A 19,826-nucleotide genomic window follows, 5' to 3' on the forward strand; every position below is an offset into this window, starting at 1 on the left:
TTGATTTCTATTTTTTCTGTAATAAAAGGGACGAGCCGGCTTCGCCGGCCAGGGACAGAAACGTCGCGCGTCCTCACCCGGGCATCGCGCAGGAGGACACGCTCATGACCCGGTTTCCGGTCGCGGCTCTGCGCAGCGTCGATCTGGGCACGCCAGATCTCGCGCGTTCGGAAGCGTTCTATCGACAGACCTGGGGGCTGGAGCGCGTCGCAGAGGCCCACGGCATCGTCTACCTCCGTGCGACCGGCAGCGACCATCATGTCGTGGCGCTGCACCAGAGCGAGCGCACCGAACTGCAGGCGGTGACATTCCGCCTCGCCGATTCCAGTGATTTCGATGCCGTCGGCCGCAACGCCATCCATGAAGGCGCGACGCTGATCGCAGCGCCAGCGCCGAACCCCGGCCCCGACGGCGGCGTGATCATGAGCCTGCGCGGCCCCGAAGGTGGCGTGCTGCGCTTCGTGCATGGCGACATCAGGCACGACGCCAGGCCGCCGCGGCCCGAGCTCCCGGAGCGGCTCGCCCACGTCAATCTCAACAGCACCGATGTCGATCGTTCGGCGGCCTTCTACGAGAAGGCGCTCGGCTTCCGCCTGACCGACCGCTCCGCGGCGATGGCCTTCGTTCGCTGCAATTCGGACCACCATGCCGTCGTGATCGCTGCGGCGAAGGTCAACGGGCTCAACCACGTCGCTTTCCTGATGCCGACCTGGGAGGGCGTGATGCGCGGCGCGGGCCGCATGATCGATGCCGGTCATCCGATCGCCTGGGGTGTCGGACGCCACGGCCCCGGCGACAATGTCTTCGCCTACTTCATCGATCCTGTCGGCACCGTGATCGAATACACCGCCGAGGTGCTGCAGGTCGACGACGACTACGTCGTGCGCGGGCCGGAGCATTGGGTCTGGCCGCCCGGCCGCACCGATCAATGGGGCATCGCGCCGCCCAAGGCCGAGCACGTCAAGGCCGCGCAGCTCGCGGTCGGCTACGCCGCCTGACTCGCTTTCCAACTCCAGAGTTTCCAGATCCATGTCCGCCACGTCAGATCACAAGCATTTCGAGGTCGTGATCGTCGGCTTCGGTCCGACCGGCGCCATCGCCGCGAGCCTGCTCGATATGCAGGGCATCAAAACGCTCGCGATCGACCGCGCTGTCGAGATCTACGACAAGCCGCGCGCGATCGCGCTCGATCACGAGATCATGCGGCTGTTCGACAATCTCGGTATCGCCGAACAAGTCAGCCGCTACGTCGCGCCGTTCCCGGCGTCCGAGCATTTCGGCGCGCAAGGGCAGTTGATCCGCCGCATCGACATGGTTGGCGAGCCCTATCCTCTCGGCTACACGCCGAGCATGGTGTTCACGCAGCCGCCGGTCGAACAGGTGATGCGCGATCGTGTCGGCCGCTGCCCATCCGTGACGATCGAGCTCGGCACGACGCTGGTCGACATCCGCCAGGACAGTTCTGCGGCGACGGTCGTGCTGAAGCGCGAGGACGGCACCACGCGCGAGGTCACCGCCGACTACGTGATCGCCTGCGACGGCGCCTCGAGCAGCGTGCGCCAGCAGCTCGGCATCAGCTTCGACGATCTCGATTTCGACGAGCCGTGGCTCGTGGTCGACCTCCTCGTCAACGACAGCGGCGTCGGCAAGCTGCCGAAGACAGCCGCTCAGTTCTGCAATCCGGCGCGGCCGACCACCTACATCATTGGTCCCGGTAACCATCGCCGCTTCGAGATCATGCTGCGGCCGGGCGAGGACCGACATGCGATGGAGCAGCCGGATCAGGTCTGGCAATTGCTCTCGCCCTGGCTCTCTCCGGACGATGGCGAGCTGTGGCGCGCGGCGAGCTACCGCTTCCATGCGCTGGTCGCGCGCCGCTGGCGCCAGGGCCGTGTCCTGCTCGCCGGCGACGCCGCGCATCAGCAGCCGCCCTTCATCGGCCAGGGCATGTGCCAGGGCCTGCGCGATGCAGCCAATCTGTGCTGGAAGCTCGCGCGCGTGTTGCGCGGACAATCGACCGCGGCCCTGCTCGACAGCTACGAGATCGAGCGCAGCACGCATGTGCGCGAGCTGACCACGCGCATCAAGGCGATCGGCCGCGTCATCTGCGAGCAGGATCCGGAGGCCGCAGCGGCACGCGATGCGCGTATCCTTGCCGAAGGCGGCGGCGTGCCGCGCACCATCACCCGGCAGGAGATCGTGCCGCCGCTGACGCAGGGATTGCTCGCGACCAAGGCAAACGCGGCCAATGGCACGCTGTTTCCGCAGCCCTGGATCGTCGGTGATGGCGGGCGTGCCCTGCTCGATACCGTCGCCGGCACCGGATGGCGGCTCGTCCTCGACGGGCGGGGCGCGATGAACTCGAGCTCGATCGACGCTGCGACCCGTGACGCCGGGATCAGTGTGATCGCCATCGGCGGTCACGGCTTGCACGAGGAGAGCGCGGTCGTCGCACGCTGGTTCGAACGCCACGGCTGCAGCGCCGCGCTGGTGCGACCCGACCATTATGTCTACGGCGTCGCGACGGACGCGCCGGAGCTCGCCGCGCTGCTGAGCGAATTGAACGAACGACTGCACTAATCAAAACAAGAGACTATCAAACGGGGAAACGCCATGACGACAACATCGGACACCGCCAGACCCAGTGTGGGAGGACGCGCGATCGCCGTCCTCGTCATGCTGTTCCTGTTCCAGACGCTGAACTTCTTCGACAAGCTGGTGTTCGGCCTCTCGGCCGTGCCGATGATGAAGGAGCTGGGCTTGAGCCCGAAGGATTTCGGCCTGATCGGCAGCAGCTTCTTCCTGCTGTTCTCGCTGTCGGGCATGGCGGTCGGCATGTTCGTGGTCGGCCGCTTCCCGGTGAAATGGCTGCTCCTGATCATGGCCGGCGTCTGGTCGGCGACGCAGATCCCGATCTTCTTCTCCGGCTCGATCGCCGTGCTGGTGATCTGCCGCATCATCCTCGGCGCCGGCGAAGGGCCGGGACTGCCGACCGCGCTGCACGCCTGCTACAACTGGTTTCCCGCCGACCGGCGCAGCGTGCCGAGCGCCGTGGTGCTGCAGGGCATCAGCGTCGGCCTCTTGGCCGGCGGTCCGATCCTGACCTATGTCATCGTGAGCTATGGCTGGCGCACCGGCTTCCTGTTCTGCGGCCTGCTCGGGCTGGCCTGGATGCTCGGCTGGTTCTTGGTCGGCGGCGAAGGACCCTACTCCGCCCTTGCGCCGGAGGCTTCGGCGGCGAAGGACAAGGCGTTGCCGGCGCGCGTGCTGTGGGCCGATCCGACCGTGATCGGCGTCATCATCATGTCGACCGCGTCGTACTGGATCGTCGGCATGTCCGCGACCTGGCTGCCGCCTTTTCTGCAGCTCGGGCTCGGCTACAAGCAGGTCGATGTCGGCTGGATCATCTCAGGGATCTACCTGTTCCAGTCGCCGCTGCTGCTCGGCGGCTCCTGGCTGACGCAAGTTCTGCAGCGCAAGGGCTTCAGCCTGCGTGCCTGCCTCGGCCACGCCTCCGGTCTCGCGCTGCTCGCCGCCGGCTGCGCGCTGCTGTTGAGCATCGTCACGACGGGTCCGCTGCAGCTCGCCTGCATCGCGGTCGCCTTCGCCGCACCGAGCCTCACCACGATCTTCGGCCCCGTCGCGCTCGGCGCCGTGGCGCCGGCGATCCAGCGCGGCCGACTCATCGTCGTGATCTACTCCGGCAACGCGGCATCCGCGCTGGTGTCGAATGCGCTCACCGGCTGGATCGTCGGCGAGGCCGGAAACAACGCGCCGCTCGGTTACGCCCACGCCATGACATTCACCGCCGGCGTGCTGATCGTTGGCGCCATCTCGGCCTTCGCGCTGATCTTCCCGGAGCGCACCATCGCGCGCTTCGCGAAATCGGCGCAAGAACCGGCTTCTCCCTCCGCCGTAGCGGCGGTTTCGACCTGAGGACATCGGATGAGATTTGCAAGCTTCACCATCGACAATGCGTCAACCTGGGGACTGGTCGAGGGCACTGACATCGCCGATCTCGGTGCTATCCTGCGCGACCGCTTCCCCGACCTGAAATCGGCGATCGCAGCGGACGCGCTGAAGGAAGCGGCCGCAGCGGCCTCGGGCGCGAGGCGGTATCCGCTCTCCGCCATCACCTTCCTTCCGGTCATCCCGAACCCGGACAAGATCCTCTGCATCGGCTTGAACTACGAGACGCACCGCAAGGAGACCGGCCGATCCGAGGTCGAGAACCCCACGGTGTTCGGCCGCTTCGCCAACAGCCAGACCGGGCATCTCACCGACATCATCCGCCCGCGCGTCTCGACCGATCTCGATTTCGAGGGCGAGCTCGCCGTCGTCATCGGCAAGCCCGGCCGCTACATCCCGCGCAGCGAGGCTTGGCAGCACATCGCCGGCTATGCCTGCTACAATGAGGGCAGCGTCCGCGACTTCCAGCGCCACACCCACCAGTTCACGCCGGGGAAGAATTTCCCGGCCACCGGCGCGTTCGGTCCGTGGCTGGTCACATCCGACGAGATCGATGATCTCGGCCCGCTCAGGCTGCAGACCCGGCTCAACGGCGAGGTCGTTCAGGACGCCACGATCAGCCAGATGATCTTCGATATCCCGCGCCAGATCGAATACTGCTCGTCGTTCACCCGGCTCGAGCCGGGCGACGTCATCGCCACGGGGACGCCGGGCGGCGTCGGCTCCCGCCGCACGCCGCCATTGTGGATGAAGCCCGGCGACATCGTCGAGGTCGAGATCGACAAGATCGGACTGTTGCGGAACGGCATCGCCGACGAGGTGTGAGCGCCCCTGATGTTCTTGACCGTCATTCCGGGGCAGCCCGCCAGGGCTGAACCCGGAATCTCGAGATTCCGGGTTCGATGCTTGCGCATCGCCCCGGAATGACAGCCGAACAACAGTGCTTACTCAATGCGCCATCGCCGGGCCGCCGCCGAGCCTGACCTTGCGGAGCGTCAGCGCCAGCGGAATGGCTGACAGCGAAATCAGCATCAAGGCCCAATAGACGTCGACATAGGCGAGCAGCGACGACTGCATCTGGACGGTCTGGCCGATCCAGCTGAGCGCCTGCTGCTGAGCCTGCACGAGCGAGCTGCCGTGGGCGGCGAAGTAGTTGGTCACCTGATGCAGCGTGTCCTGATAGGCGGGGTTGGAGGGGATCGTGTTCTCGACCAGCCGGCTCTGGTGGAACTGCGCGCGGTGCGCCAGGATGTTGGCCGCCAGCGACACGCCGATCGAGCCACCGGTGTTGCGCGCGGCGTTGATCAGCGCCGAGGCCTGATCGGTCTTCTCAGGCGGAATGCCGTTGTAAGACGCCGTGGTGATCGACAGGAAGATCAGCGGCAGGCCCACTCCGATCAGCATGCGGGATTCGGCGAAGAACCAGAAGTCGACATCGGCATAGACCCGGGTGAGGTCGTACATCGCGAACGCCACGACGGCCGCGCCCGTCATGATCATGTATTTCGGCTGCACCTTGCCCGAGAGGCGTCCGACGACGAACATCATCGCCATCGTCACGAGGCCGCCCGGCGACAGCACGAGGCCGGCCCAGGTGGCGGTGTAGCCGAAATCCTGCTGCACCATCTGCGGCAGCATCTGCGTGGTGCCGAGCAGGATCGCGCCGGTCGCCAGCATCACCAGGAAGCTGGCGCCGAACTGGCGCGACGCCAGCATGCGGACGTCCACGGTCGGATTCTTCCGGTTCATCTCCCACGGGATCATGGCGATGAAGGCCGCGACGCAGACCGCGGCGGTGACCATGATGAAGCGCGAGTCGAACCAGTCGTCCTCCAGGCCGCGATCGAGCATCAGTTCGAGCGCGCCGAGGAAGGTCGCGACGAGAAGGAATCCGACGACATCGAAGCCATGCGCCTGCTTGCGACGCTCCGCCGTGACTGAGGCCGGCTCCTTCAGGATCAGTCCGATCAGGATCATTGCCGCAACACCGACAGGGCCGTTGATCAGGAAGCACCAGTGCCACGACGCGTTGTCGGAGAGATAGCCGCCGAGCGTCGGGCCGACCACCGGCGCCACGACCACGGCGACGCCGAACAGCGCGAAGGCCTGGCCGCGCTTTTCCGGGGGAAAGGAGTCGGCCAGGATCGATTGCGCCACCGGCACCATGCCGCCGCCGCCGAGGCCCTGCATGATCCGGAACAGCAGCAGCACCTGCAGATTCCAGGCGAAGCCGCACAGCACCGAGCTCACGGTGAACAGGCCGAGGCAGAGCAGGAAGAAGGTCTTGCGGCCGAAACGCTTGGCGAGATAGCTCGACGCCGTCAGGATGATCGCGTTGGAGACGAGATAGGTCGTCACCACCCAGGAGGATTCGTCCTGGCTGACACCCATGCCGCCGGCGATATAGGGCAGCGCGACGTTGGCGATGGTGGTGTCCAGCACCTCCATGAAGGTCGCGAGCGCAACCAGCACGGCGATGATCCAGGGACTGCCGGCGCGCGGCGCGGAGAGAGCAGCGGCCTCGCTCATGGCATCAGCCTTCTCACAGCGCAGCCTTAAGCCGCTCATAGAGCGACGGCTTGGGATCGACGCGCACGGTCGGCACCACCGACATGCCCGGCCCGAGTGCGACGTCGGTCGGCGGATCGTCCATCTCGATCTTCACGGGCACGCGCTGCACGATCTTGACATAGTTGCCGGTCGCATTCTGCGGCGGCAGCAACGAGAAGGCCGGGCCCGAGCCGGATTGCACGCTGGCGACGTGGCCACGGATCTCGCGCTCGGGATAGGCATCGATTTCCAAGGTCACGGGCTCGCCGGGGCGCATCTGGTCGAGCTGGGTTTCCTTGAAATTGGCGGTGACCCACACGTCGTCTGGCACGAACATCGAAAGCGCCGTGCCTTGTGCCGCGAACTGGCCGTCGGCGGCGCTGAGATTGACGACGCGGCCGGACTGCGCCGCGGTCACGGTGGTGTAGGACAGATTGAGCTGCGCCTGGTTGCTCTGTGCCTGGGCTTGCGTGAGGTTGGCCTCGGCGCTCTCGCGCTGCGCCTTCAGCGACTCCAACTGGCGTTGCGCGACCGAGAGGTTGGCCTGCGCCGAGGTCAGCGCCGCCTTCTGCTGCTGGAGCTGCGATGTGTATTGCTGCTCGCTCTGCACCGTGCCGGAGCCGGTGCGGGCGAGGTCCTGATAGCGCTTGGCCTGCTGCTCGGCGAAGGTCAGCCCGGCCTGGGCCTGCTCGACCTGGGCCTGGCCCGCGGTGATCTGCGCCTGCTGCACCTCGATCTGCGCATCGATGTTGCGGATCGCCGCCTGCGCCGACTTCACCTGCGCATCGGCCTGCGCCAGCGCGGTCTTGTAGTCGCGATCGTCGATGCGCGCGATCACGTCGCCGGCCTTGACGTGCTGGTTGTCGGTGACCGGGACGGCGGTGATGTAGCCGGAGACTTTCGGCGCAATGGAGAACTGGCGGGCCGCGATGAAGGCGTCGTCGGTGGTCTCATAGTGACCAGCCGCATCGTAGTAGACGTAGCCGCCGGCGCCGACGGCGAGCAGCAGCACGAGACCCAGCGCTGCCCCAAGCGGATGCCGCCGGATCAGGCTCCTCCGGGACCCCTCCTGGCGCTGCCCGTGCTCCGTCGGCGACGGGCCGGGCTCCGCAGCCGGCGCCTTGGCCTCGATCTGCTGCGGAGTCTCGCTGGAGGCATCCCCGCGCCATTGCCGCACGGCACGATCGCGCGCGGAGACCGCCGGACCGTCGTTGGCCGCCGATGGGACCTCAGCCGATGACAGAGCTTGCTGTGTCATCACGTCTCCTTGAATAGAACGGAACAGTTTCGTTTCTAGAATTGGGGGTCATGCAGATGGGAGGCAATGGCGCACCGCGATGCGGACAGCTAAACTTTTCGTCATTGGAGGCCGCCGGCGCGCGATTCCTACGCCTTCACCGCGGTCCGCCGTCAGCAGGACCAACTGCGTGACGCAGCCGGGGTTGCAGCCTCACGTCATCGCGTTGACTCGATCAACTCGGCTAAATACAACACACGCATAATAAGAAATTGTTAGGGTCGGCAACCAACCACCACAGCGGGTGCCGACATGGTCATATTGCGAGGCACGCATGCCCGTCCGTCAGGTACCAGGCTCAGACCTGCAATACGTGCTCATCGCCTTCGACGCGACGGGGCAGGAGCGGCGAGAGGCCGACGGTTCGCTCGCGAGCGAGATGGTGGTGAACCGCCTCCAGACGCTGGGCGGGGCGGTCACCGATATTCTTCTGCTGAGCCATGGCTGGATGGGCGATGTCCCTGCGGCGATCGAGCAGTATGATCGCTGGCTTGCCGCCATGGCGGCGCTCGAAGCGGATCGGCTCGCCGCCGCGCGGCAGCGTCCCGGCTTTGCCCCCGTCATCATCGGACTGCACTGGCCGAGCCTGCCGTTCGGAGACGAGACGCTGCCATCGGGCGGCGGCGGGTTGCTGTCCGCCGACACGTCGGCGGCATCGCTCGAGGCGGAGGTGGAACGCTATGCGGCCCGCATCGCCGACACCCCGGCGGCACGCGCCGACATTCGCTCGATCCTCGAGCAGGCGCGCATTGCGCCGGCGGCGGCCACGTTGCCGGACTCGATGCGCGATGCCTATCTCAGGCTGTTCGCCGCGGCCGGCCTTACGATGGGCGATGCGAGCGGACGCCCCGGCGCCGAGCAGGACCGGTTCGATCCATCCGTGATCGTGAGCGAGGCGCGGAGCGCGCCGGCCGACGCAACCGCCGGGACGCTGGGCCTCGGCGATGATCTGCGCGACGCGCTGCTGGCGCCGCTCCGCATCCTGTCGTTCTGGAAGATGAAGGATCGCGCGCGCCAGTTCGGCGAGGCCGGCGCCCATGATGTCCTCGTCAGACTGCAGCAGGCGGCGCCCACGGCCCGGATTCACCTGATGGGCCACAGCTTCGGCTGCATCGTCGTGTCGGCAGCCGTCGCCGGCACGCCCGACGGCCGCGCGCTGCCGCGCCCGGTCGAGACGATGTTCCTGGTTCAAGGTGCGCTGTCGCTGTGGTGCTATGCCGAGAGCATTCCGCAGGCCGCGCCGACGCAGGGCTATTTCCGGCGCACACTGCTCAAGGGGCTCGTGCGCGGCGCCTTCGTGACCACCCGCTCGAGCTACGACCGGGCCAACGGATGGTTCTACCCGCTCGGAGCGCGGCTCAAGCAGCAATATCTGCTCGATACCGACTATCCGCTGTACGGCGCCATCGGCAGCTTCGGCGTCCGCGGCACCCAGCCCCTGGCGATCGTCGACATGCCGATCCAGGATGTCGGCTTCAGCTACAATTTCGGCAGCGGCCGGGTCTACAACATCGAGGCGAGCCGCATCATCAGGAACGGCGGCGGCGCGGCCGGCGCTCACAGCGACATCGCCCACCCCGAAGTGGCGCACGCTTTCTGGGCTGCGATCCTGGCTGCGCCGATGGCCGTGCGGCCGCAACCCGGCCCGGGCGGCGGGCTGCTCGGCAGCGACATCCGCCACTTCGATCAGCAGCTCTGGCGGCAGCGGACGTTCGAGAGTGCTCCGTTCCCGGAGCAGGTGCAGAAGCAGGATCAGCAGCAGGTCGAGCCGGCCCAGCGGCAGCAACGCGAGCAGCAGCAGCGGGAGCAGGGTCAGCATCAGCAGCAGCAACGGCAGCAGGAAGACCAGCAGCAGCAGGTTCAGCTGCAATATCCGCAATGGGTGCCGGAGCCGCCGGTCGCGCAGCCACCCCCGTTCGAGAACCGCAAAGCCTATCCGCCCGGCGAGCAGCGCTGGATCAACGCCGGCTTCGAGGATCTCGATGCGCCGTTGAAGCCGGGCCAGTGGTACACCTTCGCTTTCGACGTCGACATCCAGCAGAGCGGCGTCTCGTCGGTGCCGCTGGCCGACGAGCAACTGTTCCCGGAAGGGACGTCCGATGTCACCTTGACCATCCAGCTCGACAGCGACGATTTCGAGCTGTCGGACAAGAGCCGCCCGCTGCGGCTGCCGCGCACAGGCAAGTCGCGCAACAAGGCGCGGTTCGACCTGTCGCCGAAGAAATTCGGCCCGTCGGCGCTGCGGGCGACGGTCCACAAGGACGGCAATTTCGTCCAGCAGATGGACCTCGTCATCGATGTCGGCGCAGCGCCCTCGCCCCGCGTCGAGGGCGCGCATGGCCGGCCCTATTCCTCCGCCAGCGTGCTCAATCCGCGCGACGTCGGCCTGTCGATCATGCCGATCGCGGGCGGTTACGACTGTCTCGTCTGGAAGCCCGTCACGGTGCGCGCCCGGCTGCCGTTGCTGCCGGACTACCTCGCCAAGTCGATCGAGATCGCGCGTCAGGAGCTCATGAAGGTCGTGACCTATCAGAACGCGGCCGGCACCTTCGTCTTCCAGAGCGGGATCGACATCGCCGATGCCGACCGCGACGCCGCGCTCAGGATCATGGCGCGCGCGGGAGCGGCGCTGTTCACGAAGCTGTTCTTCGGCCCCGCCGCCGCGCAGGATTCCAAGGACATCGGCGAATTCCTGCGCAAGCTGACCAGCGACCGCTCCAGGCGGCTGAAGCTGCAGATCGTGGCGGAGGCGACCACGGTGCCGTGGGGCCTGCTCTATGTCGGCGATGCCTCGGCCGGCGCCAAGCTCGACTGGGACAATTTCATCGGCATGCGCCACGTGATCGAGCAGATCCCGATGCAGAACACGCCGCGCGTCTCCGACTGCCTGATCCCCAGCGACAAGCCCGAACTCAGCATCAGCGTCAACGTCAACGACAACATCGACCGGCAGATGGGCGCCGACCTCGTCGCCCAGCAGCAGCGCTTCTGGGTCGCGGAGAAGGCGGCACGCCGCAACGTCCACGTGGTCTCGCGCACGACCAGCAAGGAGCTGGTCAAGGCGCTGGCCGACGAGACCACCAACGACCAGATCCTCTACCTCTATTGTCACGCCCGGGCGACCGGCCTCGACGATCCCGGCGGTCCCGACGGCTCCAGCCTGGTGCTGACCGATGCCGGCATCACGCTGGGCGAGCTCAGCTTGGACGCCCCGACCAGCAAGCTGCTTCCCGGCAATCCCCTCGTCTTCATCAACGCCTGCGAGTCGGCCGAATTGTCGCCGGCGTTCTACGACGGCTTCGTGCCGTATTTCATGGCCAAGGGCGCGCGCGGCGTGGTTGGGACGGAATGCAAGACGCCGGCGACCTTCGCCACGGCCTGGGCGAAGCGCTTCTTCGAGAGCTTTCTCGACGGCGTACCGCTGGGTGAGACGTTCCTCAGCCTGCGCCGGGAATTTCTCCGCGAGCACGGCAACCCGCTCGGACTGCTCTACGCGGTCCATTGCGACGGCGACACCCAGGTCGCGCCGTCACTGCCGCGGTTGCCGCCAACGACCCCCGCGCCGAACGTGCAGCCGGCGCTCGGCACCGGCACCTGACAGCGTCCTCAGCGCGCCGGCTCCGGCCCGGCGAGACGCACGACGAGAGCCAGCGCGGCAACGACCGGTGGCACGACGAAGCACCAGCTGCCCAGGCGCACGAACAGCAGCGCGGCGGCGCCGCAGCCGAGCGCAAAGGCGAGCACGTTGATGGCCATCTGCATGAGCCGCGCGGGCGGCGGCGCCTGGCCCTTGTCACCGACATAGATCCTGTCGGCGAGATCGATCATCACCTGCGTCGTGGTGCCGGTCATCAGGGTCGAGGGCGGCGCGGTCGGCAGATGGATCCGGTGCACGGCGTTCTGGATCGCCATCGCCGCGACCAGCACCATGCCGGTGATGATCGCCTCGCGGCTGTCGCCATCATGGAACGCGCCGAAATGCACCGCGAGCGCGGCGCCGAGGATCAGCAGCACGAGCTTGACCGCGATAAGGATCTCGAAGGCGCGCGCCCCCCGCCGCGACAGCAAGGTGCCGGTCAGGCGTGTCGCGATCACGACCACGCAGAACACCGGAAGCGCCAGCAGCTTGGCGACCGCGCCCGAGGTCCCGAGCGCCAGCGCCGCGCCGAGCGTCACGAAGTTGCCGGTGACGTGCGCCGTGAACAGGCCCTGCAGCGCCAGGAAGCCGGCCGTGTCGACATAGCCGGCATTGACGCTGAGCAGCAGCGGCACAACGTTGCGGGACACGAATTGCGACATGTGTGGTCCTACCTTCGTTGTTCAGAGCCCGTATTTCAGCTCGATGCCGATGTAATCGCTATCGTGGCCGCCGGCGCGGCGCAGCGCATCACCGATCTTGTAGTGCACGGCTTCCAGCGCGCCGGTGAGATTGGCGCTGAAGCGATAGTCGGCGCGCAGCTGCGCGTAGACGCCGGACCATGCGCTGCCCCGCCCGGCCGTGCCGACCACTGCGACATTGGGCTGGACGTAGATCGCGTCCGCCGTCGTCGCGCGCCATTGCAGGCCGATGGCCGCCATGAACGACAGATCGGTCGCGGGTTTCACCGTCAGCGACGGCTTGAGGTGGACCAGGTTGGTGTAGCCGGTGAAGCCCGCGAGCGTGAAGTAATAGCCGTTCGGGAACAGCGGATTGAAGGTCTCGATCCTGTTGTCGCCGGGATGGCGGTCGCCGGAGGCGCCGTCGAGCTGAAGGCCGATGCGCGGCTGCCAGGCCAAATCGGCGAAGGTGTAGCCGGCGCGCGCGCCGGCGCCCCAGGCGCGGATCTGCTTCGTCCCGACCGAGCCCGCCTGCCCCATCGCCTCGAGATCCCAGTCGAAGCCCGCCAGCTTGCCGGCGAAGCGGATGTCGAGCACGTGGCGCTGCTCGGCACCCACTGCGTCGAGGAAGCGCGCATTGTCACGCTGATAGTAGGAATAATACGACGACAGCTCGTTGGTGCCGAACACCTGGCGCTCGACTCGGAAGGTGTGGAACAGGAACGATCCGTTCGACGTATCGTCGAACGGGCGCACCAGATTGTATTGCACCGGCTGGCTGACGAACCCGATGAAGCGCAATGGGCCGTTTTCCCAGTCGGCCCACAGCGCGTCGAAGGACTGGCGCACGTTCGGCCCGTCGCGCGACGAGACGAAGCGCTGCAGGTCGAAGTCGAAATCCTGGCGCCCGACCCGGGCCTTGAAGGTGCCCTTCTCCGTCGCATCGACATAGGCGAGGAAGGCGAGCCGGAGGTCGAGCGGGTCCTGGTCGACGGACGTGATCTTGGCCTTGCCGAAGGCACGGTCGTCCTCCAGCTGGACGAACAACTGCCAGTTCTCGTTGAGATGTGCGTCGGCATGGATCTGCAGCCGTTGCAGGACATGCTGATCGGGCTTCGTTCCACCGATGCCGAAGCTCGCGGCTTCCAGGCTCTCGAACCGCTCGCGCAGGTTCATGCCGAACGAGACGTAGCTCTGCGGATGATCCTGCTGCAGCGGGATGTACTTGATCGGATCTGATGGCGCCGTGCGCAGCGCCGGATCGGCGAGCACCGACCAGTCCTCCTGCCAGCGGTTGGTGCGGATTGCCGGACGTGAGGCGTTGTCCTCGGCGAGAGCTGACGTGGCCGCACATAGCGCGCCGAGCAGCGCGCTCGCGACCACCGTCTTTCTCAGGACCCGCGCCATCCGTCACCTCTCGGGAATCGCAGCAATACCCTACTTCGACGGCGCATGAATCTCCGCGACATAGCCGCCGGGAAACTGCACCACCGCCTGTTCGCGCTTATCCGAGATGAAGGGCTCGACCAGCACGGTCGCGCCTGTTGCTTTCGCCTTGTCGAGGGTCGCCTTGAGATCGGCGACCTCGTAGCCGGTCATCTCGCGCCCGAACGGATATGGCAGATGGCCGTCGGTCACGAGCACGGCCATCCGCCCGAACACCGACTCGATGCGGAGGCGCCGATAGTGATCGTTGGGACGACCGATCTCGACCCCCGGCGCCTTGGGGTCGTCGGAGACGACCTTGCCCTTGGAGAAGCGCAGGAAGGCGCGCGTGAAGGCATCGACGCGATCGGGCGAAACATAGACGCGGTTGTCGGGAACGGTCTGGAATGCCGCGTAGGACGGCTTCGTCGTGTGCCAGTACAATTGCATGTTGACGCCGCCCGGCCACTGGATCACCGCATCGCGGCCGATCGGATCGGGAAACGGCGCAACCACCACGTCGGCGCCGGCAGTCATGGCCGCCTTGATCGCCGCGTCCAGATCGGTGACGAGATAACCGGTGCGCTCGGCGCCGAATGGGTACGGGATTGGTGTCTTGAAGCCGAACAGCGAGACGGTCCCGACCGGCGTCTGCAGCAGCTGCGAGGTCGTGCTGCTCGGAGCAGGCGTCACCGTCGCAACCACCTGCCTGGTGCTCAGGCCGCCGAAGGTGGCGAGGAAAGAGGTAGCGAACTTCTCGACGTCGTCGGGCGCGACATAGACATGCGTGGTGTCGTATTGCGCGCCCACGCCGATCAGCGGCGTCGCGTCCTTGGCGAGAGCGGGCGCGGCGAGCAGCGTGGTGGCAATGACGGCACCCAGCAGATGACGGGAACGGACCATGACGACCTCGAATGAGCAGATGTGGATCAAGCGCGGCGCGCGCGCCAGGAGATGATCGAGACGAGCACGAGGCCGGCGACCAGGCCGAGATGCTCGAAGAAGGCGTTCAGCGCCGTGAAGCGGTCATGGCCGGCCATGTGCCAGAAATCATTGGCGGTGAGCATCGCAACGAGCGTGAGCACACCGAGCGCGCCGGAGCCGAGCCAGACGAACCTGTTCGCGATGACGAGCACCGAGCCGATCAGCTCGACGGCGATCGCGGTCGACGCCCACAGCGCCGCCGGCTGCAGACCGAAATGCGCCTGCTCAGCGATGGCGCTTGGGAAGTCCATGAACTTCTGGACGCCGCCGATTAGATAGGCCGAGACCAGCGCGACCCGCGCCGCGGGCCACAGCCAGCGCCAGTCGAGCACCGCGGCGATCGGCCGCGGCGTGTCGGACATCCCCGCCATCTCAGACCGCCCAGCAGGCGCAGCCGAGCGCGCCCCAGAAGCTCTTGAGATCGGAGACCGGCAGGCTGGAGGACCATGCCCGCGCGTGGTCGTGGCCATGCATGCCGCACGCGCTGGCGCAGCCGCACATCTGCATCGCCTGGGCGCGGACGGTGCCATCGTCGCCCTTTTCCAGCCAGGCGCCATAGCCGCCGAAGCGGCGCACCGGCGACCAATCCGGCATCGCCGGCGGCGGAGCCGCGTCATCCAGCGGCTTGAACGCGGCGGCTGCGTAGACGATGCGGCCACCGACCATGGTGAGGTCGCTGGTGATGTCGGCGATCTCGGCCTCCGCACAGGAGAAGAAGTCGCGATCCGGCACGATCAAATCGGCGAACTGCCCGACCGCAATGCGGCCCTTCCTGCCTTCTTCGTTGGAGAACCAGGTGACGTTCTCGGTCCACATCCGAAGCGCCGTCTCGCGATCGAGGCAGTTGCGCTGCGGATACAGTCGCAGGCCGCCGACGGTGCGGCCGGTCACCAGCCAGGACAGCGAGACCCACGGATTGTAGGAGGCGACGCGCGTCGCATCGGTGCCGGCGGAGACCTTGACGCCCTTGTCGAGCATCGTCTTCACCGGTGGCGTCGCCTCCGCCGCGCCAAAGCCGTAGCGCTCGACGAAATACTCGCCCTGATAGGCCATGCGGTGCTGCACGGCGATGCCACCGCCGAGCGCGGCGATACGGTCGATCGACTGGTCCGAGATGGTCTCGGCATGATCGAAGAACCAGTGCAGCCCGTCGAGCGGGGTATCCTGATTCACCTTCTCGAACACGTCGAGCGCGCGCGAGATGGTCTCGTCATAGGTCGCGTGCAGCCGCCACGGCCACCTGTTCTGGACCAGGATGCGCACGACCTCCTCGAGCTCGCCTTCCATCTCGGCCGGCATGTCCGGTCGCGGTACGCGAAAGTCCTCGAAATCGGCGGCCGAGAACACCAGCATCTCGCCGGCGCCGTTGTGGCGGAAGTAGTCGCTGCCCTGCTTGTAGGACGAGCATTGCGTCCAACGCACGAAGTCGTCCTTCTCGCCTTTCGGCTTCTGCGTGAACAGATTGTAGGCAAGCCGGATCGTGAGCTGGCCGTCATCGGCGAGCTTCTGGATCACGGCATAGTCGTCCGGATAGTTCTGAAAGCCGCCGCCGGCGTCGATGGCGCCGGTGACGCCGAGCCGGTTCAGCTCGCGCATGAAGTGCCGCGTCGAGTTGAGCTGATAGTCGAACGGCAGCTTCGGGCCCTTTGCGAGCGTCGCATAGAGGATAGCGGCGTTCGGCTTCGCGAGCAGCAATCCGGTCGGCTTGCCCTGGGCATCGCGCGCGATCTCGCCGCCGGGCGGCTCTGGCGTGTCCTTGTCGTAGCCGACGGCGCGTAGCGCGGCGCCGTTGAGAATGGCGCGATCATACAGATGCAGCAGGAACACCGGCGTGTCCGGCGCGACCGCGTTGAGCTCATCGATGGTCGGCAGCCGCTTCTCGGCGAACTGGTGCTCGGTGAAGCCACCGACCACGCGCACCCATTGCGGCGGCGGCGTGATCGCGACCTGCGCCTTCAGCATCGCCATTGCGTCAGCGAGCGACCGCACGCCGTCCCAGCGCAGCTCCATGTTGAAGTTGAGACCGCCGCGGATGATGTGCAGGTGATTGTCGATCAGGCCCGGCAGCGCGCGCCGGCCCTTCAGGTCGATGATCTTCGTCGCCGAGCCAGCGAGCTTCATGACGTCCTGCTCACGGCCGACCGCGGTGAACACGCCGTCCTTGATCGCGACAGCACTCGCCTGCGGGTTGGAGCGATCCAGCGTCGTGAACAGGCCGCGATGCAGGATAAGGTCGGGATGATCGGTCATGAGGTCTTCTCGTCTCGCGCCGAAGTGATGGTTGTGTCTGCCCGGCCGTGATGGCCGGGCAGCATGCCGAAGATGTGCGTGGCGCAGGCCGCCTTCTGCCACGCGGCAGCAAGCGTGGTGCCGTTCAGGAGCTGCTTGCCCACGGGGATCACCTGCTCTCCGACGAGGATGCCGAGCAGGCCGACCAGCGCCACCAATGGCGGCGCCGGCGAGCGGACCTGAAGCAGGCTGTAGATCACGCCGACCAGCAGCCCTGCCCCGAGCGAAAACAGATAGATCTTCATCGTTCGTCCCGGGACTACTTGGCCCCGCCCTCCGAGGCGTGCTCTCCAAGCGCCCATTTGGAGAAGCGGATCTGGATGCCGTAGGGCGAATGCGCCTTCAGGATCTCCATCATGCCGTCATAGGTCTCGGCACGCGCCCAGTCCTGCTGCAGCTCGAAGGCGAACTGGCACGAGGTGATCGGCACCGCGCCGGCCTGCACCGCACGGTCCATCGCCCGGTTGTGCGCTTCGAGCGACAGGTCGCCGCAGGCATCGGCCGGGATGTAGATCTCGTAGCCTTCGCGCAGCATGTCGAGCGTCGGGAACAGCACACAGGCCTCGGTCCAGAGTCCCGCGATGATGAACTTCTTGCGACCGGTGGCGGCGACCTGCTTGCGGAAGCCGGCATCGAGCCAGGAGTTCATCGCCGTGCGGTCGACGATGTCGTGCTCTGGAAACAGCTCGGTCACCTCCGGCATGAAGGGACCGGAGAACGAGTCCTTGGCGACCGTGGTGAGCACGGTCGGGATCTTGAACAGCTTGGCCGCCTTGGCGACGATCTGGATGTTGTTGAAGACGCCGAGGCGATCGTGCGACTGCACACCTTGATACATCGCGGGCTGATAGTCGATCAGCGCCACCGCGCAGTTCTGCGGGGTCAGCATTTCGAGCTTCGACATGAGAATCTCCGTGACAGATTTGTGATGCGGAAGGACGCGCGAGGGCGTCAGCCCTTGATGAAGGCCAAGAGGTCAGCATTGATGGTCGCGGCCTCCGTGGTCGGCATGCCGTGCGGAAAGCCCTTGTAGGTCTTCAGAGTGCCGTTCTTCAGGAGCTTGGCCGACAGCGGCGCGGAATCCGCGTAAGGCACGATTTGGTCGTCCTCGCTGTGCATGACCAGCACGGGCAGCGTGATCTTCTTGAGATCCTCGGTGAAGTCGGTCTGCGAGAACGCGACGACGCCGTCGTAATGCGCCTTGGCGCTGCCCATCATGCCCTGGCGCCACCAGTTCTGGATCACGGCCTCGGACGGCTTGGCGCCGGGCTTGTTGTAGCCGTAGAACGGCCCAGCGGCGACGTCGCGATAGAACTCCGCGCGGCGCGTGGCGACCTGGGTCTGGAAGTCGTCGAACACCGACTTCGGCAGCCCGCCCGGATTGGCCGCGGTCTGCACCATCAGCGGCGGCACCGCGGCGATGATGGCAGCCTTGGCCGCGCGGCTCTCGCCATGGCGCGCGAGGTAATGCACCACCTCACCACCGCCCGTGGAATGGCCGACATGGATCGCGCTCTTGAGATCGAGATGCGCGGTCAATGCCGCGAGATCGTCGGCATAATGGTCCATGTCGTGGCCGTCGGCGACCTGGGCCGAGCGGCCATGGCCGCGGCGGTCATGGGCGACGACGCGAAAGCCGTGATTGAGGAAAAACAGCATCTGCGCATCCCAATCATCCGCTGACAGCGGCCAACCATGGCTGAACACGATCGGCTGGCCGGAGCCCCAATCCTTGTAGTAAATCTCTGTGCCGTCATTGGTTCTCAGAACGGGCATGATTTTCTCCTGCGCGCCAGCCATGCGGTCGCACAACGAATTTCGTGTCGCGATCGCCAATGCCCGGTGCTATGCAATCTCATGTGCATCTGCACAATGACCCGAGGAGGCCAAAGCACTGGCTCCAGAAGGCCAAGGGATGGCTCAGCAGATTCGAACCACATCGTCGTCCTGGATGCGCGGCGTCGCGACGACACTGAACGAGCAAGGTCTGGATGCGGCCGCGCTGTTCGCCGACGTCGGCCTCTCGATCGACGATCTCGACGATTGCGATCGCCGCTGGCCGACCGAGGCACTGAGCCGGTTGTGGGTGCTGGCGGCGGAGCGTTCGGGCAATCCGGACATCGGGCTGGCAAAGCTCGATGCGCCGCGGCCTGACAACTATGGCGTCGCCGGCTACGCCATGATGTCGAGCCCCACGCTTCTCGCCGGGCTGACGCGCCTGATCCGCTACATGTGCCTGGTAAGTGACGCGGTGACCATCACGCTCGAGCAGGGCAATGGCGGCCGCTGGGTGCGGACCGACGTGTTCGGTGGTGAATGCCCGATTCCGCGGCAGCGCTACGACTACGGCGTCGTCAATCTGCTCAATCTATGCCGGTGGATGCTAGATCGTCGCTTGACGCCGCTCGCCACCCGCTTCTCGCACGCTGTGCCGTTGTCGATTGCGTCCTACAACAGGGCGTTCCAGTCCCCGCTCGAATTCGATGCGCCCTTCAACGGCTTTCTGGTGTCGGATCAGGATCTCGCCTGCAAGCTGACGACCTCGGCGCCCGAGCTTTCGGCAATCCACGATCGGATCGCCGACGAGGCGCTGGAGCGCCTGGTCAAGACCGACACCGCGCATCGCGCCCGCACCGCGATTGCCAAGCTGCTGCCCGACGGCAGCCCGTTGCGCTCGGCCATTGCCGCCGAGCTCGGCTTGAGCGATCGCACCTTCCAGCGCCGGCTCGCCGATGAAGGCCTCTCCTTCAGTGATCTCGTCGATGATGTCAGGCGCGAGCTCGCTCAGCGCCATCTCGCCGATTTCCGCATGACGCTCACCGACATCGGCTATCTGCTCGGCTATGCCGACCAGAGCACCTTCTTCCGCGCGTCCAATCGCTGGTTCGGCGAATCACCAGGCGAATATCGCGCCCGCGTGATGGGGGGACATCAGCAGGAGATCGCCGCCGCGCGGCTGATGCGCACGGCTCGAACCAGCATCGGATGATCTCAA

Annotated in this window: 16 protein-coding genes; 6 read left to right on the forward strand and 10 right to left on the reverse strand. The window is 66.4% G+C overall.

Going from position 1 to position 19,826, the window contains the following annotated elements:
* Positions 1-104 precede the first annotated feature (104 nt).
* The 4 genes from QX132_RS16230 to QX132_RS16245 are packed head-to-tail and all read left to right on the forward strand — an operon-like array spanning position 105 to position 4,794.
* Positions 105-998 (forward strand): VOC family protein, encoded by an 894-nt coding sequence (locus tag QX132_RS16230; protein WP_316161921.1) that lies wholly within the window; start codon positions 105-107, stop codon positions 996-998.
* Between the two features lie 31 nt (positions 999-1,029).
* Entirely contained in the window at positions 1,030-2,580 is a 1,551-nt protein-coding gene (locus QX132_RS16235) for a bifunctional 3-(3-hydroxy-phenyl)propionate/3-hydroxycinnamic acid hydroxylase (RefSeq protein WP_316161922.1), read from the forward strand.
* A gap of 33 nt (positions 2,581-2,613) precedes the next feature.
* Complete coding sequence (locus tag QX132_RS16240; RefSeq protein WP_316161923.1) at positions 2,614-3,936, forward strand: MFS transporter; 1,323 nt, start codon at positions 2,614-2,616, stop codon at positions 3,934-3,936.
* 9 nt (positions 3,937-3,945) lie between these two features.
* Complete coding sequence (locus QX132_RS16245) at positions 3,946-4,794, forward strand: fumarylacetoacetate hydrolase family protein (protein ID WP_315798855.1); 849 nt, start codon at positions 3,946-3,948, stop codon at positions 4,792-4,794.
* A 123-nt stretch (positions 4,795-4,917) separates the two neighbouring features.
* Here QX132_RS16245 and QX132_RS16250 read toward each other — a convergent pair whose 3' ends face one another.
* On the reverse strand, positions 4,918-6,498 hold the full coding sequence (locus QX132_RS16250) for a DHA2 family efflux MFS transporter permease subunit (RefSeq protein ID WP_316161925.1): 1,581 nt from the start codon (positions 6,496-6,498) through the stop codon (positions 4,918-4,920).
* A 13-nt stretch (positions 6,499-6,511) separates the two neighbouring features.
* Entirely contained in the window at positions 6,512-7,777 is a 1,266-nt protein-coding gene (locus tag QX132_RS16255; RefSeq protein WP_316161926.1) for an HlyD family secretion protein, read from the reverse strand.
* Between the two features lie 313 nt (positions 7,778-8,090).
* Between QX132_RS16255 and QX132_RS16260 the strand changes: the two genes are divergently transcribed.
* On the forward strand, positions 8,091-11,414 hold the full coding sequence (locus QX132_RS16260) for a CHAT domain-containing protein (RefSeq protein ID WP_316161928.1): 3,324 nt from the start codon (positions 8,091-8,093) through the stop codon (positions 11,412-11,414).
* A gap of 8 nt (positions 11,415-11,422) precedes the next feature.
* Here the strand turns inward: QX132_RS16260 and QX132_RS16265 are convergent, their stop codons facing one another.
* From QX132_RS16265 to QX132_RS16300, 8 genes are read right to left on the reverse strand one after another with little or no spacing between them, the layout of a single operon-like run.
* Positions 11,423-12,115, reverse strand: coding sequence for a YoaK family protein (locus QX132_RS16265; RefSeq protein WP_315758372.1), 693 nt, complete (start codon positions 12,113-12,115; stop codon positions 11,423-11,425).
* Between the two features lie 21 nt (positions 12,116-12,136).
* Positions 12,137-13,540, reverse strand: coding sequence for an alginate export family protein (locus tag QX132_RS16270; protein WP_316161929.1), 1,404 nt, complete (start codon positions 13,538-13,540; stop codon positions 12,137-12,139).
* A gap of 30 nt (positions 13,541-13,570) precedes the next feature.
* On the reverse strand, positions 13,571-14,461 hold the full coding sequence (locus QX132_RS16275; RefSeq protein ID WP_316161930.1) for a glyoxalase: 891 nt from the start codon (positions 14,459-14,461) through the stop codon (positions 13,571-13,573).
* A 26-nt stretch (positions 14,462-14,487) separates the two neighbouring features.
* Complete coding sequence (locus tag QX132_RS16280) at positions 14,488-14,913, reverse strand: DoxX family protein (RefSeq protein WP_316161931.1); 426 nt, start codon at positions 14,911-14,913, stop codon at positions 14,488-14,490.
* Position 14,914: 1 nt separating this feature from the next.
* The gene (locus tag QX132_RS16285; RefSeq protein ID WP_316161932.1) at positions 14,915-16,792 is read right to left on the reverse strand and encodes an amidohydrolase; all 1,878 of its coding nucleotides are present in this window, start codon (positions 16,790-16,792) and stop codon (positions 14,915-14,917) included.
* The gene (locus QX132_RS16290) at positions 16,789-17,076 is read right to left on the reverse strand and encodes a XapX domain-containing protein (RefSeq protein WP_315813262.1); all 288 of its coding nucleotides are present in this window, start codon (positions 17,074-17,076) and stop codon (positions 16,789-16,791) included. Before QX132_RS16290 ends, QX132_RS16285 begins: the two co-directional genes overlap by 4 nt.
* Before the next feature lie 14 nt (positions 17,077-17,090).
* The gene (locus QX132_RS16295; RefSeq protein ID WP_315712755.1) at positions 17,091-17,735 is read right to left on the reverse strand and encodes a hydrolase; all 645 of its coding nucleotides are present in this window, start codon (positions 17,733-17,735) and stop codon (positions 17,091-17,093) included.
* A 47-nt stretch (positions 17,736-17,782) separates the two neighbouring features.
* Positions 17,783-18,607: an alpha/beta hydrolase gene (locus QX132_RS16300; RefSeq protein ID WP_316161934.1), complete on the reverse strand. Its 825-nt coding sequence runs from the start codon at positions 18,605-18,607 to the stop codon at positions 17,783-17,785.
* 139 nt (positions 18,608-18,746) lie between these two features.
* Here QX132_RS16300 and QX132_RS16305 point away from each other — a divergent pair, with 139 nt between their 5' ends.
* The gene (locus QX132_RS16305) at positions 18,747-19,820 is read left to right on the forward strand and encodes an AraC family transcriptional regulator (protein ID WP_315773354.1); all 1,074 of its coding nucleotides are present in this window, start codon (positions 18,747-18,749) and stop codon (positions 19,818-19,820) included.
* The last annotated feature ends 6 nt before the right edge of the window (positions 19,821-19,826 follow it).

The sequence above is a fragment of the Bradyrhizobium sp. SZCCHNRI20481 genome (assembly GCF_032485055.1).
Taxonomy (GTDB): Bacteria; Pseudomonadota; Alphaproteobacteria; order Rhizobiales; family Xanthobacteraceae; genus Bradyrhizobium.

Bases quoted from the DNA above. Each gene is read 5' to 3' on its own strand.
- QX132_RS16275 (WP_316161930.1), bottom strand. From the start codon at position 14,461: ATGGTCCGTTCCCGTCATCTGCTGGGTGCCGTCATTGCCACCACGCTG.
- QX132_RS16240 (WP_316161923.1), top strand. From the start codon at position 2,614: ATGACGACAACATCGGACACCGCCAGACCCAGTGTGGGAGGACGCGCG.
- QX132_RS16235 (WP_316161922.1), top strand. From the start codon at position 1,030: ATGTCCGCCACGTCAGATCACAAGCATTTCGAGGTCGTGATCGTCGGC.
- QX132_RS16280 (WP_316161931.1), bottom strand. From the start codon at position 14,913: ATGGCGGGGATGTCCGACACGCCGCGGCCGATCGCCGCGGTGCTCGAC.
- QX132_RS16265 (WP_315758372.1), bottom strand. From the start codon at position 12,115: ATGTCGCAATTCGTGTCCCGCAACGTTGTGCCGCTGCTGCTCAGCGTC.
- QX132_RS16245 (WP_315798855.1), top strand. From the start codon at position 3,946: ATGAGATTTGCAAGCTTCACCATCGACAATGCGTCAACCTGGGGACTG.
- QX132_RS16260 (WP_316161928.1), top strand. From the start codon at position 8,091: ATGCCCGTCCGTCAGGTACCAGGCTCAGACCTGCAATACGTGCTCATC.
- QX132_RS16295 (WP_315712755.1), bottom strand. From the start codon at position 17,735: ATGTCGAAGCTCGAAATGCTGACCCCGCAGAACTGCGCGGTGGCGCTG.
- QX132_RS16290 (WP_315813262.1), bottom strand. From the start codon at position 17,076: ATGAAGATCTATCTGTTTTCGCTCGGGGCAGGGCTGCTGGTCGGCGTG.
- QX132_RS16305 (WP_315773354.1), top strand. From the start codon at position 18,747: ATGGCTCAGCAGATTCGAACCACATCGTCGTCCTGGATGCGCGGCGTC.
- QX132_RS16255 (WP_316161926.1), bottom strand. From the start codon at position 7,777: ATGACACAGCAAGCTCTGTCATCGGCTGAGGTCCCATCGGCGGCCAAC.
- QX132_RS16230 (WP_316161921.1), top strand. From the start codon at position 105: ATGACCCGGTTTCCGGTCGCGGCTCTGCGCAGCGTCGATCTGGGCACG.
- QX132_RS16285 (WP_316161932.1), bottom strand. From the start codon at position 16,792: ATGACCGATCATCCCGACCTTATCCTGCATCGCGGCCTGTTCACGACG.
- QX132_RS16250 (WP_316161925.1), bottom strand. From the start codon at position 6,498: ATGAGCGAGGCCGCTGCTCTCTCCGCGCCGCGCGCCGGCAGTCCCTGG.
- QX132_RS16270 (WP_316161929.1), bottom strand. From the start codon at position 13,540: ATGGCGCGGGTCCTGAGAAAGACGGTGGTCGCGAGCGCGCTGCTCGGC.
- QX132_RS16300 (WP_316161934.1), bottom strand. From the start codon at position 18,607: ATGCCCGTTCTGAGAACCAATGACGGCACAGAGATTTACTACAAGGAT.